This window comes from Microthrixaceae bacterium (assembly GCA_023957975.1).
GTDB lineage: Bacteria > Actinomycetota > Acidimicrobiia > Acidimicrobiales > Microtrichaceae > JAMLGM01.
Genome location: JAMLGM010000003.1, coordinates 370,966 through 385,389 on the forward strand (window position 1 = coordinate 370,966; position 14,424 = coordinate 385,389).

Annotated in this window: 15 protein-coding genes; 6 read left to right on the plus strand and 9 right to left on the minus strand. The window is 68.3% G+C overall.

Going from position 1 to position 14,424, the window contains the following annotated elements; translation table 11 throughout:
• Positions 1-102: 102 nt before the first annotated feature.
• Complete coding sequence (locus M9952_06650; protein MCO5312602.1) at positions 103-801, minus strand: hypothetical protein; 699 nt, start codon at positions 799-801, stop codon at positions 103-105.
• A 41-nt stretch (positions 802-842) separates the two neighbouring features.
• Here M9952_06650 and M9952_06655 point away from each other — a divergent pair, with 41 nt between their 5' ends.
• Positions 843-1,334 (plus strand): NUDIX domain-containing protein, encoded by a 492-nt coding sequence (locus M9952_06655; protein MCO5312603.1) that lies wholly within the window; start codon positions 843-845, stop codon positions 1,332-1,334.
• Positions 1,335-1,344: 10 nt separating this feature from the next.
• On the opposite strand, the gene M9952_06660 is transcribed toward M9952_06655, so the two are convergent.
• Positions 1,345-1,623, minus strand: a complete 279-nt coding sequence (locus M9952_06660; GenBank protein ID MCO5312604.1) for a hypothetical protein — start codon at positions 1,621-1,623, stop codon at positions 1,345-1,347.
• Positions 1,624-1,773: 150 nt separating this feature from the next.
• Between M9952_06660 and M9952_06665 the strand changes: the two genes are divergently transcribed.
• The 3 genes from M9952_06665 to M9952_06675 are packed head-to-tail and all read left to right on the plus strand — an operon-like array spanning position 1,774 to position 6,420.
• Positions 1,774-2,769, plus strand: coding sequence for a MoxR family ATPase (locus M9952_06665; GenBank protein ID MCO5312605.1), 996 nt, complete (start codon positions 1,774-1,776; stop codon positions 2,767-2,769).
• Positions 2,759-4,093, plus strand: a complete 1,335-nt coding sequence (locus M9952_06670) for a DUF58 domain-containing protein (GenBank protein MCO5312606.1) — start codon at positions 2,759-2,761, stop codon at positions 4,091-4,093. Before M9952_06665 ends, M9952_06670 begins: the two co-directional genes overlap by 11 nt.
• Positions 4,090-6,420, plus strand: a complete 2,331-nt coding sequence (locus tag M9952_06675) for a DUF3488 and DUF4129 domain-containing transglutaminase family protein (GenBank protein ID MCO5312607.1) — start codon at positions 4,090-4,092, stop codon at positions 6,418-6,420. The genes M9952_06670 and M9952_06675 overlap by 4 nt, the downstream gene beginning before the upstream one ends.
• A 41-nt stretch (positions 6,421-6,461) precedes the next feature.
• On the opposite strand, the gene M9952_06680 is transcribed toward M9952_06675, so the two are convergent.
• The 7 genes from M9952_06680 to M9952_06710 all read right to left on the minus strand — a co-directional run bounded on the left by M9952_06680 (position 6,462) and on the right by M9952_06710 (position 13,132).
• Positions 6,462-6,836 carry a DUF3040 domain-containing protein gene (locus M9952_06680; GenBank protein ID MCO5312608.1) on the minus strand — a complete coding sequence of 125 codons (375 nt, stop codon included), beginning with the start codon at positions 6,834-6,836 and terminating at the stop codon, positions 6,462-6,464.
• A gap of 112 nt (positions 6,837-6,948) precedes the next feature.
• Positions 6,949-8,244, minus strand: coding sequence for a DNA polymerase IV (locus M9952_06685; protein ID MCO5312609.1), 1,296 nt, complete (start codon positions 8,242-8,244; stop codon positions 6,949-6,951).
• Between the two features lie 10 nt (positions 8,245-8,254).
• The gene (locus tag M9952_06690) at positions 8,255-8,749 is read right to left on the minus strand and encodes an NUDIX hydrolase (protein MCO5312610.1); all 495 of its coding nucleotides are present in this window, start codon (positions 8,747-8,749) and stop codon (positions 8,255-8,257) included.
• Positions 8,746-10,356, minus strand: coding sequence for a carboxylesterase family protein (locus tag M9952_06695; protein ID MCO5312611.1), 1,611 nt, complete (start codon positions 10,354-10,356; stop codon positions 8,746-8,748). Before M9952_06695 ends, M9952_06690 begins: the two co-directional genes overlap by 4 nt.
• Positions 10,357-10,366: 10 nt before the next feature.
• The gene (locus M9952_06700; GenBank protein MCO5312612.1) at positions 10,367-11,686 is read right to left on the minus strand and encodes a right-handed parallel beta-helix repeat-containing protein; all 1,320 of its coding nucleotides are present in this window, start codon (positions 11,684-11,686) and stop codon (positions 10,367-10,369) included.
• A 14-nt stretch (positions 11,687-11,700) separates the two neighbouring features.
• Complete coding sequence (locus M9952_06705) at positions 11,701-12,225, minus strand: cupredoxin domain-containing protein (GenBank protein MCO5312613.1); 525 nt, start codon at positions 12,223-12,225, stop codon at positions 11,701-11,703.
• 22 nt (positions 12,226-12,247) lie between these two features.
• On the minus strand, positions 12,248-13,132 hold the full coding sequence (locus M9952_06710; GenBank protein ID MCO5312614.1) for a hypothetical protein: 885 nt from the start codon (positions 13,130-13,132) through the stop codon (positions 12,248-12,250).
• 111 nt (positions 13,133-13,243) lie between these two features.
• Between M9952_06710 and M9952_06715 the strand changes: the two genes are divergently transcribed.
• On the plus strand, positions 13,244-13,528 hold the full coding sequence (locus tag M9952_06715; protein MCO5312615.1) for a hypothetical protein: 285 nt from the start codon (positions 13,244-13,246) through the stop codon (positions 13,526-13,528).
• Between the two features lie 41 nt (positions 13,529-13,569).
• Entirely contained in the window at positions 13,570-14,415 is an 846-nt protein-coding gene (locus tag M9952_06720; protein MCO5312616.1) for an inositol monophosphatase, read from the plus strand.
• Positions 14,416-14,424 lie beyond the last annotated feature (9 nt).

Consider the following 14,424-nt stretch of genomic DNA (forward strand, 5'->3'; position numbering starts at 1 on the left):
CCGCTCCACTTCGCGCCAAATCGACCTCACCGGCAGCCCGCGCCACCGGTCGAACGCTCCACCGGTGGAGCGGGGCCGGACCGGCGACGGTGCCGCGAAACGTCAGCGGAGGGTGACGAGGCGTTCGACCAACGCGTCCGACACGCGATCCATCGCCGGTACCGTCCGAACGCTCGCGCTCAGGTGCCGGGTGAGCGCGTCGCGGTCCACCGAGCTCGTCGGGCCACCGAACACGGCGTCGTCCAACAACCCGGTCGTCTCGGTGGGATCGAACCGGGCGTAGGCCAGACACTGGAACCTCGCCCAATGCCGCGTTCGGCGCTGCGAAACCCCGATCACCTTGGCCGAACCGTCGACGACCTCGCCGGCTCCGATACCGGCGAAACACACCGTCCGGGCGAGGTCACGGTGCCGGAGCGGACCGCGATGTACCTCAAAGGATCCCGAGTCGGCGATCTCCCCGGCATCATGGAGCGCGTCGACCCACAACTCCCCCAGCCAGGCCCCGGCCGACGAAACGTCGTCGCGCCACAGCGGATCGCCCGCGGGGATCACCACATCCACCCACAGGACCTCCCCCGGGTTCATCACCACGAGCCCGCCGCCGGAGCGCCGAGTGGTGACCTGACGGCCGCTGCGTTCCACCGCATCCGGATCGAGTATGTGCGCCGACTGGGTGCTGCCGAGCACTGCGCATGCGCCCTCGAGTTCCATGAGAAAGACGCTACGTCGCGCCTCGATGAACCCCGTAGCGTGAAGGTCCTCGCCACGACCCCGGCGGCGTTCGACGCTGAAAGACATCGGGGCGAATGCTACCGGCGGGGCAAGTATGGTTCGGCGCCATGGGATACGTGATCCGACGCATCGCCGCACGCGTGGTCTGTTTCAACCCGCAGGGCCAACTGCTCATGATCCGTTCGAGCGACCCCGTCGACCGCACCAAGCCCGACTGGTGGGAACTGCCCGGAGGTGGCATCGACCACGGCGAGAGCGCGACCGACGCGATCCTTCGCGAGCTGCGCGAGGAATGCGGCGTGAACAACGTCGTCATGGGCCAGCTCATCTGGACCCAGCACGCTCAGTTCACCTTCGCCGGCTGGGACTTCGATCAGCATGAAACACTGTTCGTCGCGCAATCCGACGGGGATTCGAGCGGCGTCACCACCCTCGAGGCCCTCGAGGCCGTCGCGTTTCAGGAACTGCGCTGGCGAACCATCGAAGAGCTGATGGCCGATCCCCTCCCGACCGTGCCGCCACGACTCCGCGAATTCATCGTGCCGATCTCTCGGGGCGACTACCCGAACGAACCGATCGACATCTCGCCGAGGACGTGATCGATCCGCGTCACCCGCCCGAGGACAACACCCGCATCGAACGGCACCACTGCAGGTAGGCGATGACATCCTCGCTCGTCGCGCGGGCATCGCCCGACCCGCCGTAGGCGGTCACCATCCGGAACCTCAGGTAGGCGACATCGGGGACCGGCAGCCACGGCCGCCGACGCCACCACCGCGGCGGCACCAGCACGAGGAACTGGGCGAACGCCGTCGGCCACAGCCGGGGGTGGCGCGCCAAGGACCGCACGACCGTCCACATCATCGTCAACACCCGGTCACCCTCCATGGACTGCGGGTACGGGTCGGCGCCGCCGACGCGCCGCTCGACGCGCCGCTCGACGCCTGGTTAACGCACTGGTTGACGCGCTGGTTGACGGGAACTCCTGGGTCGGCACGAACGCCATCCTACCGAGCGACCTGCAAGACTTCTCCGGCAATGACGATCGACGAACACCCTCCGCCGCCCGCCACCTTCCAGTCCCTTTTCGACGCGATCTGCGACAACGTTCGAAGCGTCGTCCGAGGCCATGACGCCTCGATTCACCTGGCGGTCACCTGCCTGATCGCCGAAGGCCACCTCCTGATCGAGGACGTCCCTGGGGTCGGCAAAACCACCCTCGGCAAGGCCCTCGCCGTCTCGGTCGACGGCACCTTCGGGCGCGTGCAGTTCACCCCGGACCTCCTGCCCGCAGACGTGGTCGGCACGTCGATTCTGAACCAACAACTCGGGCAATTTGAGTTCCGGCCGGGCCCGATCTTCGCCAACCTGCTCCTCGCCGACGAGATCAACCGGGCGACCCCGAAGACCCAATCCGCCCTCCTCGAAGCCATGGCGGAGCGCCAGGTCACCGCCGGGGGTGAATCGCGCGACCTGCCCGTACCGTTCATGGTCATCGCCACCCAGAACCCAGTCGAGCACCACGGGACTTACCCGCTTCCCGAGAGCCAACTCGACCGGTTCCTCATCCGCTTGTCGCTCGGCTACCCCGCTGCCGAGGACGAGGAGCAACTCCTCATCAGCGAGGGAGCCGTTCCCCAACTCGAATCACTTCAGCCGGTCGTGTCGATTCAGCACATCACCGCGATGGCGAAGCGGGCCACCACCGTGCGCGTCGGCGATGACGTTCGCCGGTACATCGTCGCGCTCGCGAACGCCACCAGAAGCCACCACTGCATACGCCTGGGGATGTCGCCGCGGGCGTCGCTCGGCCTGCAGCGTGCCGCCCAGGTCACGGCGGCGGCCCAAGGGCGCGATCACACGACCCCCGATGACGTCAAACAGATCGCGACCGCCGTCCTGGCGCACCGACTCGAGCTCACCCCGCACGCGCTGGTCGATGGCCTCAGCGTCGACGACGTCCTCCACGACCTCCTCGCAACCGTTCCCATTCCGAGGTCCGCGTCGGTTCCCCTCGGTGCCCATGGCGCGTAGCAGCGCCGCAACCCTTCGCCCGACCGGTGCCGGCTGGGCGACGATCGGGTTCTGCGGGTTCGCACTCGCGGTGGGGCGCGCCACCGGCATTACCGAATTCCTCTTCGGCGGGCTGTTCGGCGGCATCGTCGTCGTGCTCTGCGCAGTCGCTGCGAAGGTCAGCGCCCGATCGGTGGAGATCGATCGGGCGCTGTCGCGGGACCGGGTTCCCATGGCCTCACCGTTGCGGTCGATCTTCACCGTCTCCACGACCGGTCGCTTTCCCTGGCCGCCCGTCGTCATGGTCGACCACATCGACGGCGAGGCGCAGCCGGCCCGGCTCCTGGCCGACCCGGAGTCGCGATCCGGCAGCGGGGCGCGCACGCGAACCGAACGCGTCGAGATCCCGATGCACGCTGCTACCCGCGGCCTCGTGCGTTTCGGGCCGGTACAACTCGTGCACCGCGACCCGCTCGCACTCATGGCCGCAACGACGACACACCCGGCGCCTGCGACACTCCTCGTCCTGCCGACCATCACCCCGCTCGGAACGATGAGCCCGGCCATCGGGGCGCAACCTCACGCCCAACTGCGCAGCGGCGCGCGGCGCATGGCGAACCGCAACGACGAGTTCGAAGCGCTGCGCGAATACGTTGAGGGCGACGACATCCGACTGGTTCATTGGGCGGCGAGCGCGCGGGTCGGTCAGTTCGTCGTGCGGGAATTCGAACACCGGTCGCTGCACCGAACCCTCGTCGTGGTCGACACCGGAGTAGGTATGGGAGTGGGTACGGGCGATTCGAACGGGCCCACGAGCGACGACGTCGATTCGGCCTTCGAACAGGCGGTGTCGAACGCTGCGTCGGTGCTGGTCGACCTGGTCGATGCCGGCGAGGCCACCACCTTCATCGTCGGGGCTCAGGTCGGCGTCAGCCCTGTGCGATTCGACATCGACTCGCCGAGCGATCTCGATCGAGCACTCGACACCCTGGCGACGGTGGCTCGCGACGCTGTTCCGGCCTCGTCGTCGAATTGGATCGAAGGCCCCATCGGCCGCGCCCATGGCGTCACCGGCGGCGACCAGGTGGTGGTGTGTACCGCCGGTCTCGACCGCGATGGCGTGGCCGCATTGAGCGCTGCGGCGTCCACCGGAGTCGACGTCATCGTGCTGGACGCCTCGCGATCCGGCGCCTCGCGATCCGGCGCCTCCACCAGCGGCGCCTCCACCAGCGGCGCGATGCGCTGGTTTTCCGCGACCGACGCCGACCAACTCCGCGACGCATGGACGGCCGCGGGTGGGGCGGTCGGGGTCCACGCTGCGGCCTCACGGGCCGGCCGACGATGATCCGCTCCGACGCGCCGGCCACGACGCCCGACTGCAGGCGACAGCGGACCGCGCCCTACGGCATCGACGACGCCCTCGTGGTGCTCGCCGTGGTCGCATTGTCGTTCGCGACCGCGTTCTGCGCCGCTCGAGCCTTCACTCCCATGAGCGATGTCATGGGACGTCTGGCGATCACCATCGTCACCTGCGCCAGCCTCGTCGTCGTCGCCCGATCCGCTCGACTGCCGGCGGCGACTACCTTCGCGTGTTCCCTACCGGCCGGGGTCCTCGCCATCGGCGTCATCTTCGACATCCCGTACCGGACGATGGGTCTCGTGCCCACCGCCGAGTCGATCGCGTGGCTTCACGAGTCCATGACCGACTCCTTCAGTGGATTCCTCCAGGCGGTGCCCCCGGTGAGCGCCACTCCGGGATTCGTGATCCCGATCGCCGCGGTCCTGTGGTTCTGCACCTCGTTTGGAATCTTCGCCGCCGTCGACTCCCACGGGCCCCTTCACGCAGCCGCAGCGCCGCTCACCTTGTTCGCGACCACCTCCATCCTGCTCCTGGGCCGGTATGCGATCGCGTCCACCGCGGCGATGGCGCTGGCCCTGATGTTGTTACGGCTCGCGACGGCCGCCCGGTCGGTGTCGATTCGACACTCGCCGCGGCGCTCCGGTTCCTCCGCGCTCACGCGTGGGATCTGGGTGAGCGGAACCGCGGTGATTCTCACCTCGGTCGCTGCGGCACTCGTCGTGAACGCCGTCGTTCCCCTGAACGTGTCGGGGGCGATCGACCTCCGGGCGATCGGTCGGCCCGAACCACCGCGCACCGTCGAGAGCCCGTTGGTCAGCGTCTCTGCGCTACTGCGCAGCCAGTCGACGCGACGGCTCTTCGACGTCGACGCGTCGAGTGCGCACTACTGGCGACTGACCGCGCTCGATCGGTTCGACGGCATCTCGTGGTCGGCCACCGCCGATTACGAATCCGTCGGGGACGGCCGCCTCGCCGGGGAGGCCCCCGCCAACGCAGCGGCCGACACGGTGAGACAACGCTTCACCCTCCGCGAAGCCTTCAGCGACTGGCTCCCCGCAGCATTCGCCCCGACCCGCATCGATCTCGACGAATCTCTCCGCTTCGATCGGGACTCGACCTCGATCTTCCTGCCCACCGACGACCGTCCCGCAGCGATTTCCTACGAGGTCACCTCCTCGGTTCCGGATCGCGACGCGGTCACCGCCGACCGATTCGCGTCCATCACCACGACCCCGGACGACACGACCGACACGATCCACAACCTGATCGACCCCAGCGTGGCCGAGTTGGCGAGGGTGATCACCGAAGGCCGCTCCCCGTTCGAGTCGGCCCTGGCCCTCGAGCGGTTCTTCCACACCGACCGCCGCTTCACCTATGACACGAACGTCGATTACTCGCGCCAGGGCGACCCGTTGGTGGCCTTCTTGAACGACGGGGCCGGGTTCTGCCAACAATTCGCCACCGCGTTCGCCGCGATGGCGCGGGCGGTGGGAATCCCCGCACGGGTCGCGATCGGATTCGTCCCCGGCACCGCCACCCCGATCGACGAGTCCTCGACGCTGTTCGCCGTTCGGGCCAACGACGGCCATGCGTGGCCCGAGTTGTACTTCGACGGGCTCGGCTGGGTGCCGTTCGAGCCAACCCCGGGCGCGCAGAACCCCGATGCTTCGAGCTATTCCACCGCACCTGAGCCGACCGGATCGGGCCGCGATCGCGACGACCTCGCAGACTCGACGACGACGACGACTGCTGCCCCGGCGACCACCATCGCCGATTCCGCCGTTGCGCCGACCACGACCTCCGATCCGTCCAACCCATCCGATGCGTCGGATGGCGACGACGCTTCGGACGGGCTCGACGACCGCTCCGCGTGGCGACCCGGCCGGGGCAGCGCACTCGTCGCGCTCATCGCCCTCGTCGCGGGCGCGACGATCGTCGCCCGGGTGATCACCGTTCGCCGACGGGCGCGGCACCTACAGGCGCCCGACCGCCCCGCCGACCGACGGATCGAGGCGTCGTGGGACCGGGTCGTCGCCGAGCTGTCGCGCATCGGCATCGTCGCGCAGCGCTCCGAGACCCCCCTCGAATTCGCCGAACGGGCCCACCGCGAGGTGGGAGAACAGGAACCGCTCGACACCGCGATCGACCTTCGCCGGCTCGGAGAGATCGAGAGCCGTCGTCGCTATGCCGGCACGCCGCCGCACCCCGACGACGCCGACCGCGTCGCCGAGATCGCCGATCAGGTCCACGACCTCGTGTGGGCGCGCCTCGCCTCCGCCGACAAGGTCCGGTTCCTGCTCGATCTACGGTGAGCGGATCGAGCGAAGCTGATCAGGTCCGTCGTCTTTTCAGGTCAGTCGTCTTCGGGTTCGGCGGGGAACCGGTCCGCGGAATCGCCGTGGGTGGAGCGCTCCGCCGGAGCCAACGCCGAGCCGATCTGGTCGAGCGACGCCCAGGCGAGGTGGCGCAGGCTGCGTTCGAGCGAGATGCCACATGCGAACATCGGCAGGAACCCGACGACGAACGCGGCAACGGCGTTGACGCTCACCAACAACAGCAACATCACCGCCAGCGACACCACGAGTCCGACCGCCGCCACCTTGGTGTGACGGATCGGAGCGGTGAACACCGTCGTGGTCGACACCTGCCGCGCCAGCTCCGGATCGGAGGCGCGCAGCTGATGTTCGATCTCGGTGAGGATTCGCTGCTCTTCTTCTGACAGCGGCACGTCGCCCCCTCCCCAATCAAGCCGGGCCGTTCGAGTCATCGACTCGCGGCTCCATGTTTCCACACCATCGGCGGACCGACAACGCGACTTGACCGACGAGGTCGATCTCGGGTTACGAGCCGTGGCCGGTCGCCCCCGGGCCCCATTGCTGTTCGCCCTGTTCGAAGGACCGACCCGAGCGGCTCGACCGCAACGAGGCGGGGCCGATCGAGCGCAGTCCGAACCGGTCGCGAATGGCGTCGATCGCCTCGTTCAGTTCGACTCGCTCGAGGTGGCTCGGCTCGGGTTCGTCGAGCAGGGAGAGCTGAGCGCTTCGCTGGGCGCGTTCGGCAAGCCCGCTCACGCCCACACCGACCAGGCGAACCCCCCGCAAATGATCGGCATCATCCATCAGGTTCCGGGCGATCTCTGCGATAGCAAGACCGTCGTCGACCGGGGTCGCCAGGGATCTCGACCGTGTGATCGTGTCGAAGTCGGCGAAGCGCACCTTCAGATGCACCGTGCGTCCGGTGTTCGACCCCGCACGCAGCCGTGCCGCCACCGCATCGGCGAGTCGCACGATCTCGACGTCGATGGCCGGGCGTCCGACCAGATCGACGGCGAAGGTGACTTCGTGGCTGATCGACTTCGCCTCGAGGTCGGCGATGACCGGCCGGTCATCGATTCCGTGGGCCAACGCCGAGAGGTGTCGCCCGGCGGCCTCGCCCAGTGCGCTGCACAACGCCGTCTGCGGCATCCCGGCGAGCTGTCGCACCGTCGTGATGCCCAGCCCTCGCAGCTTTTCTCGGGTCTTCGGTCCGACCCCCCACAACGCGCCGACCTCGAGGGAGTCGAGAAAGGCGCGCACCTCCCCGGGCCTCACCACCGCCACACCGCTGCCGAACACCGGCCCCGTCGGCGTCGGCGCCGGCTTGGCGGTCTCGGTGGCGAGTTTGGCGAGGAACTTGTTCGGCGCAACCCCGATCGAACAGGTCAATCCGACCTCGTCGAGGACGCGCTGTCGAATGGCCGCAGCGATGCGAGGTCCATCGCCGAGGGCACGCCGCCGGCCGGTGACGTCGAGAAACGCCTCGTCGAGCGACAGCGGTTCGACCAGCGGTGTCACCTCGCCGAAGATGGCCATGACCTCAGCACTGACCTCGCGGTAGCGACCGTGACGACCGGCCAGGAACACCGCCTGGGGGCATCGACGGCGCGCCAGCGCACCCGGCATCGCCGAATGCACGCCATAGGCGCGGGCCTCATAGGAGGCAGCCGCGACGACCCCTCGGGGACCCGACGCCCCCACCACCACCGGACGACCCCGCAACGACGGGTCATCGAGAATCTCCACCGACGCGAAGAACGCATCCATGTCGACGTGCAGAATCACCCGCTCGGGCCCGTCGCGGCCGGTGGTCGTGTTCACCACGCCTCGCTCACAGGCGCACGATGCGCCCCGGCCCGCTGCGGTGAGGTTCGAGCCGGTAACGGTAACTGCGCGGTTCGGACCAGCGCTGCCCGAGCCAGTCGGTCAGCGGTTCGCTCACCCAACGATGGGTGCTGGTGAGCTGTGCAGCACACGCGTCGACCGGGACGTAGGCCGCGTCGGTCACGATGCCATCGGGGTCGTTGCCGACCACGACCTCGCCGATCACCGCCGTCACCAGATGGATCTGCGCACGCATCACCCACCCGAGCGCCGGCGCCTCGGCCACCACCTCGTAGAGCAACTCGCCCCATCCGGCAACGGTGAGCCCGGTCTCCTCGAGCACCTCGCGTGCGAGTCCGCTGCGGATGTCCTCGGCGTCGTCGGCCTCGATGACCCCGCCGGGTGGGGTCCAATCGGTCGCACCGTTGCGCCGCAGGTTCTCCACGAGCAACAGCCCGGCATCGTTTTCGATGACCGCTCCGGCGACGACCCACTCTCTCACGACACCATCTTTCCCGATTCGACGCCGCTTCGCGCCTCGGGTGTTCGGACCCAGATCGACATCAGGTCGGCGTCGAGGCCTTCGACCTGACGCGATTCGAGGTCCAGGACGGCCTGGTATCGCGGCCCCGTGCGATAGCGCAGCCAGCAATCCGAGGTGGCCGGAACCCGGATCTGCGACGGGTCGTCGACCGAGGCGAACTGCGCCCACGTGTCGGCGAGAGCCGCGGCGAAACGACGGCGTCGTGGGGTCAACTCGCCGAGCAGAACCTCAACCCCGGGCTGATCGAGGTTGTCGAACACGAACGGAACCTCCACCGCGTGGCAGGCGCCGAGCGCACCGCCGAAGGCGCTCGACGGTTGGGTGAAGTGATACGACCACACCCGGCCCCGTGCTGCGTGGGCGTCGGCCATGGCGAACATGTGCGCCCGGAAGGTCGTGTCGGTGCTGATGGTGCTCCACAGTTGCGAGTTGTCCTGATACGGGTACCGGTCGCGGTAGCGGGCGAGCGCCTCGTCGAGGCCGACGGGCGAACCCCAGAACTCGAGCGCCCGTGCCAGACGCCGCCGTAATCGATCCTCATTCAGATCCTCCGAAGTTCCCGACAACAGGTCCTGCACCCGAAACAGGTTCATCTCGTCCGCGTTGGTGCCACACAGCAGGTCGACGTCGCAAGAACTCCCACTCCGCAACGATTCGACGGGGTGCTCGGAGATCGTGACCCCGTCGATCGTCGGACAGAACGCCAGCGCAGTGTCGCCGACGGACTGACGTGACACGGTGTGTACCGCCTGGCGAAGCGCTGCGGCCGAAACCCCCTGGAGGCGATCGAGGAGTCGGTGACCGCTGCGGCCTGCGCCGCGGTCCAACGGGCCGGGCCCCAGTCCGAGCGAGTCGAGAACCGCCTCGGCCACCTTGGTTCCCGAGGCCGCCGACTGCACGTGTCCCGCGGCCCCGGACTGCGCGATGACCCGCCGAAACAGGCCACGGGACCCGGGTGAGGCCAGGTGCACGGCGGCGCTCATCGCCCCCGCACTCTCGCCGAACAGCGTCACCCGATCCGGGTCTCCGCCGAAGGCCGCGATGTTGTCGCGAACCCAGGCCAACGCGAGCGTCTGGTCCTGCAGCCCGAGGTTGGCGGTGCCGACCAGCTCATCGTCGAACTCGCCGAGGTGCAGGAAGCCGAGCGCGCCGAGCCGGTAGTTGATCGACACCACCACGACCCCGCGTTGCGCGAGGCGGGTGCCGTCGTAGTACGGCTGGCTGCCCGATCCCGAGGTGAAGCTGCCGCCGTGGATCCACACCATCACCGCCTGCCGTGCCGACACGTCGGGGGTCCAGATGTTGAGCGACAGGCAGTCCTCGTCCTCGGGCTCCGGGGCCGCGGTGAGCAGCGAGGGCGGTTGAATCGCACGCGGGCCGGCGACGGTCGCGTCGTAGACCGAGTGCCAGGCCGCGGTGGGTTCGGGCGGACGAAACCGCCGCGTGCCGACCGGGGCCTCGGCGTAGCGAATTCCGCGAAAGACGCTGATCCGATCGGCCCCGACCGTGCGGGTCCCGCGGACGGGCCCGAGCGGCGTCTCGACCGTGTGCGTCTCGGCGATCACCGTCGGCGTCTCATCCCTTCGGCACCGAGATCGAATCGAGGTCGATCCGTACGGGCCCATTCGTCGCCGGGACGGCGGGGGCCGTCGCGGCGTCGGCCATGTTCTCCATCGGACCCGGCGCAGCGACGGTCTTCCAGTCGACATCCGCCGGTGCGGCCGGGATCTCGGCGAGGATTCCCGACAGGTCTCCGAAGTCGAAGTCCTCGCCGCCACACCCCGCCTTTTCCTGGAGGTTCTCGGGGAAGTTGGCGGTGGTTTCGTTGTCCTCGAAGCAGTTTCCGAACAACGTCGAGGCGAAGTTCACCGGGATGTACACGAGGTCGAATCGATTGTCCGACAGACGATTGGCGCGCACGACGTTGCCTTCGGGTTTGAATCCGTCGGGCATGTCGGTCACCACCACGCCGCCGACCTGATGGCCGCGGATCAGGTTGCGTTCGGCCACGTTGTTCGACACGCCACCGAACACGATGCCCGTTCCGTAGGCGATGGCGAACGACTCGTTGCTGGGGGCCTCCGCCGAGTTGTTGTTCTCGATGAGGTTCCCCACGATCGTGGTGCCAGCGTTCGGGGCCAGCTTCTCGCCGTTCAGCGAATTCGGGACGATGCCCGAACGGTTGTTGCGAAACACCGAGTTCACGATGGTCACGCCGGTGGAGTTCGTGCCCGAGTAGCCCAACATGTTGTACTCGCCCACGCTGTCGGTGATGACTGAGTTACAGGGGTTGCACTGGCCCACGTAGAACGCCGAATCGGGGTGGCCCGAACCGTAGCTGTGGTCGATCTGGCCGTCGTTGGCGTTGAACCCGTAGATGCCGTACAGGCCGTTGTTGTAGGCGGTGATGTAGCTGGCCCGCCATCCGGCGAGGATCTTGTTTCGCGAGGTGTCCTCGTTGTACTCACCGGTGAAGAACAGACCGTTCGCGGTGTGGTTTCGCACGGTGAGGTTCTCGATGGCGACGCCGTCGGAGAACACCTTGATGCCGTTGTCCCGGGTGAACTCGCCGTCGATGATGACCTCGTTGCGATCCTCGCCGCGGATCACGATGTCGGCGGTCTCCACGACGATGCCCACTCCTTCGGGGGTGTAGACCCCGGGGGCGATCAACACCAGGTCGCCGGGCTTGGTGGCGTCGACCGCGGCCTGGATCGTGTCGTAGTCGGCGGGAACCCGCAGGACGGTGCCGGCCGCCTCGGCGGTGGTCACCGTCGAGGCATCGGAATCCTGCGCGTCGTCGGAGCCTCCGCAGGCCGTGGCGGCGATCAGCGCCGCGACCGAGACGGCTGCGGCGGACAGTGTTCTGAACCGGTTTCGTGACGTGACCGACATCGTCGGCCCTCCTCTCAGGCGACGACGCGGATGACGCCGTTTTGGCCGTTGCGCGGGGTGCCGTGCAACGAGCAGAAATACGGGAATTCGCCGGGCTTTTCGAAGGTGACGGCGTGGGTCGAGCCGGCGCTGAACTGCCCGTGATCGACCCCGGCGAACGCCCCTTCGGGCTCGGCGATGATGTTGTGGTCGTTGCGGCCGTTGTTCGTCCAGCGGACCTCGGTGCCGGCCGACACCACCACCCAGCGTGGCTCGAAGGAGTTGTCGACCACGCTGATCTCGACCACGGCCTGGTCGGTGTGCTGTTCGAAATCCTCGTCGGGAATCGTCGGCAGATCGGTCTCGGGAACCACGGTCGATCCGGTCGATCCGCCCGATCCGCCCTGGTCGGAGTCGCTCTGGTCGGAGTCGTTCTGGTCGGAGTCGTTCGAACACGAAGTCGTGCCGAGCGCCCCCAGGCCGACGCCGGCGAACGCGATGGCCCAGGTCGATGCCGCAGATCGGAGCAACCGGCGGCGCGAAATCACGGGACGAGTCATCGCCCGCGAGTGTATCGACGCGTCAGCGTTCGAGCGTCTGAGCCTCGATGACACCCACTTCGGCGGTCGCATCGGCCTCGGCGGTCGCATCGGCTTCCGCACCGGTCCGCACCCTCGCTTCGCCGACGCTGCCGTCCGCGCCGCGCTCGACGACCACGGCAGAGCCGATGTCGACCGGAACCTCCGCGGCGACGATCGTCGTCGGGGCCGTCGACGTCGTCGGAGCCGTCGAGGTGATCGACGTCATCGTGGAGGCCGAGGACGCGGGGAGCCCGTCGTTGCCGCTGATCAGGATCAGGCTGCCGGCGGCGATCGCGGCGACGAGGACTCCGGCGGCCGGAATCAACACCCGCCGATTCAGCAGTCGGTGGCGCCACGACGCCAACTCCTCCGGAGCCGCGATGAGCGCCTCGAGACGTACCCGCACGTCGTGTCGGTCGCGCTGCAACGCGCGCCCCAACACGTCGAGGTCCTCGGTGCGCAAGACGAGGTTCGAGCCGGCGGCCTGCCCGCGCATGGAATAGACCATGGCCAGATACCGGGTGAGCAACTCGTCGTGGCTGGGCGCTTCGAGATCGATCCGCTCGGTGCGGCCGACCACGAAGAGGTGCCGGGTGTCGGTGTCGAGCACCAGGCGAGAACGGGCCGGGACGATGTCGGTGGTTTCGAGCGCGTAGAGCGACGCGAGCGCGGCCGCGTCCTCGTCGGTGACCGTTCGTATGCCCGACTCAAAGGCCGCCAGCATCGCCGGGGTGAAGCGACCGTCGGAATTCGCCGCGACCTCTTCGACCGTCTTGCCCGCTGCGGCCCGAGCCTTGCTGAGCAGCGAGGCCAGGCGCGCCGGAGGCACCAACGACGCTGCGGTGATCCCACCACCACCCGGATGCTCGTCCACATCGAATTTCATGACCACGGCCTTCCTTCGTTACGTCCGTCGGCAACCTGCATCGGCCTCCGCTGTATCGGCGCGGGACCACGGTGACACAAACAAATTCTTCGCCGACCTAACCTGACCCCTGTGGATGACCCGCTTATGACCGAACCCGAAAGTGCCCTGCCCTCGGTTCGCGCTCGCGCCATCGCCTTTGCGTCGGTGTTGTTGTGCGGGTTGCTCGGCGGCGCGGTCGGCGTGTGGTTCATGGACACCCAGTGCAGCGACGAGTGCACCGTGCCCACCGGCATCGCCATGTGGGTCGGGACCGTGATCCTGGCCCTCGGCGCGGCCGTGGTCGCCGTGTTGAGCCTGCGCACCCTCGCCGAATGGAAAAGTCAGGGTGCCGCCGCCGAGGCCCTCCGCAGGTAGGACCGCCGCAGGTAGGACCGCCGCACCAATAGGGTCCCAGCATGGCTCATTTCGACCCCGACCAACCCAACCCCACGCTCGACCTGCCCGCCGACCCACGGGAATTGGCGACGATCGCGTTGCGGATCGCGTCGAGCGCCGCCGATCTTGTACGCGAGCGGCGGGCTCAGGGGTTCGGAATCGAGACGAAGTCGACCGCCACCGACATGGTCACCGACGTCGACCGGGCCTCGGATCGGCTCATCCGGGAGTTGATCGGCCAGGAGCGTCCCGATGACGGGATCATCACCGAGGAAGACGCGACCATCGTGGGCACCAGCGGTGTCACCTGGGTCGCCGATCCCATCGACGGCACCACCAACTTCGTCTACGGCATGCGGCCCTACCTCGTTTCCATCGGGGCCGTCGTCGATGGGGTCTCGGTCGCGGCCGCCGTCGTCGAGATCTCCGGCGACACGCGCTTTCATGCAGCGCTCGGGTCGGGGTCCTATCGCGACGGCGCCCGATTGAGGGTGCCCGAAGCGCCGACGCTCGACCGGGCACTCGTGGCCACCGGATTCGGGTATGCACCCGAACGCCGCAAACGACAGGCGCGCGTGGTCGCCGGCATCATCGATCACGTCCGAGACATCCGCCGCCTGGGCGCGGCGGCCTACGACCTGTGCGCCGTCGCCATGGGACACGTCGACGGCTACTACGAACACGGACTCGGAGCGTGGGACCTCGCCGCCGGCCGGCTCATCGCCACCGAGGCCGGCGCCGCGGTCGAGGCCATCGCCGGGGGTCCGGCCGAGCCCCACGAGGGAGTCATCGCCGCGCACCCCGACCTGATCGGCCCCTTGCGCTCGCTCATCGTCGAACACGGCGCACTCGAGGTCCTCGATTGAGTCGGCCGT

Bases quoted from the DNA above. Each gene is read 5' to 3' on its own strand.
- M9952_06650 (MCO5312602.1), bottom strand. From the start codon at position 801: ATGTCTTTCAGCGTCGAACGCCGCCGGGGTCGTGGCGAGGACCTTCAC.
- M9952_06655 (MCO5312603.1), top strand. From the start codon at position 843: ATGGGATACGTGATCCGACGCATCGCCGCACGCGTGGTCTGTTTCAAC.
- M9952_06660 (MCO5312604.1), bottom strand. From the start codon at position 1,623: ATGGAGGGTGACCGGGTGTTGACGATGATGTGGACGGTCGTGCGGTCC.
- M9952_06665 (MCO5312605.1), top strand. From the start codon at position 1,774: ATGACGATCGACGAACACCCTCCGCCGCCCGCCACCTTCCAGTCCCTT.
- M9952_06670 (MCO5312606.1), top strand. From the start codon at position 2,759: ATGGCGCGTAGCAGCGCCGCAACCCTTCGCCCGACCGGTGCCGGCTGG.
- M9952_06675 (MCO5312607.1), top strand. From the start codon at position 4,090: ATGATCCGCTCCGACGCGCCGGCCACGACGCCCGACTGCAGGCGACAG.
- M9952_06700 (MCO5312612.1), bottom strand. From the start codon at position 11,686: ATGTCGGTCACGTCACGAAACCGGTTCAGAACACTGTCCGCCGCAGCC.
- M9952_06705 (MCO5312613.1), bottom strand. From the start codon at position 12,225: ATGACTCGTCCCGTGATTTCGCGCCGCCGGTTGCTCCGATCTGCGGCA.
- M9952_06710 (MCO5312614.1), bottom strand. From the start codon at position 13,132: ATGAAATTCGATGTGGACGAGCATCCGGGTGGTGGTGGGATCACCGCA.
- M9952_06720 (MCO5312616.1), top strand. From the start codon at position 13,570: ATGGCTCATTTCGACCCCGACCAACCCAACCCCACGCTCGACCTGCCC.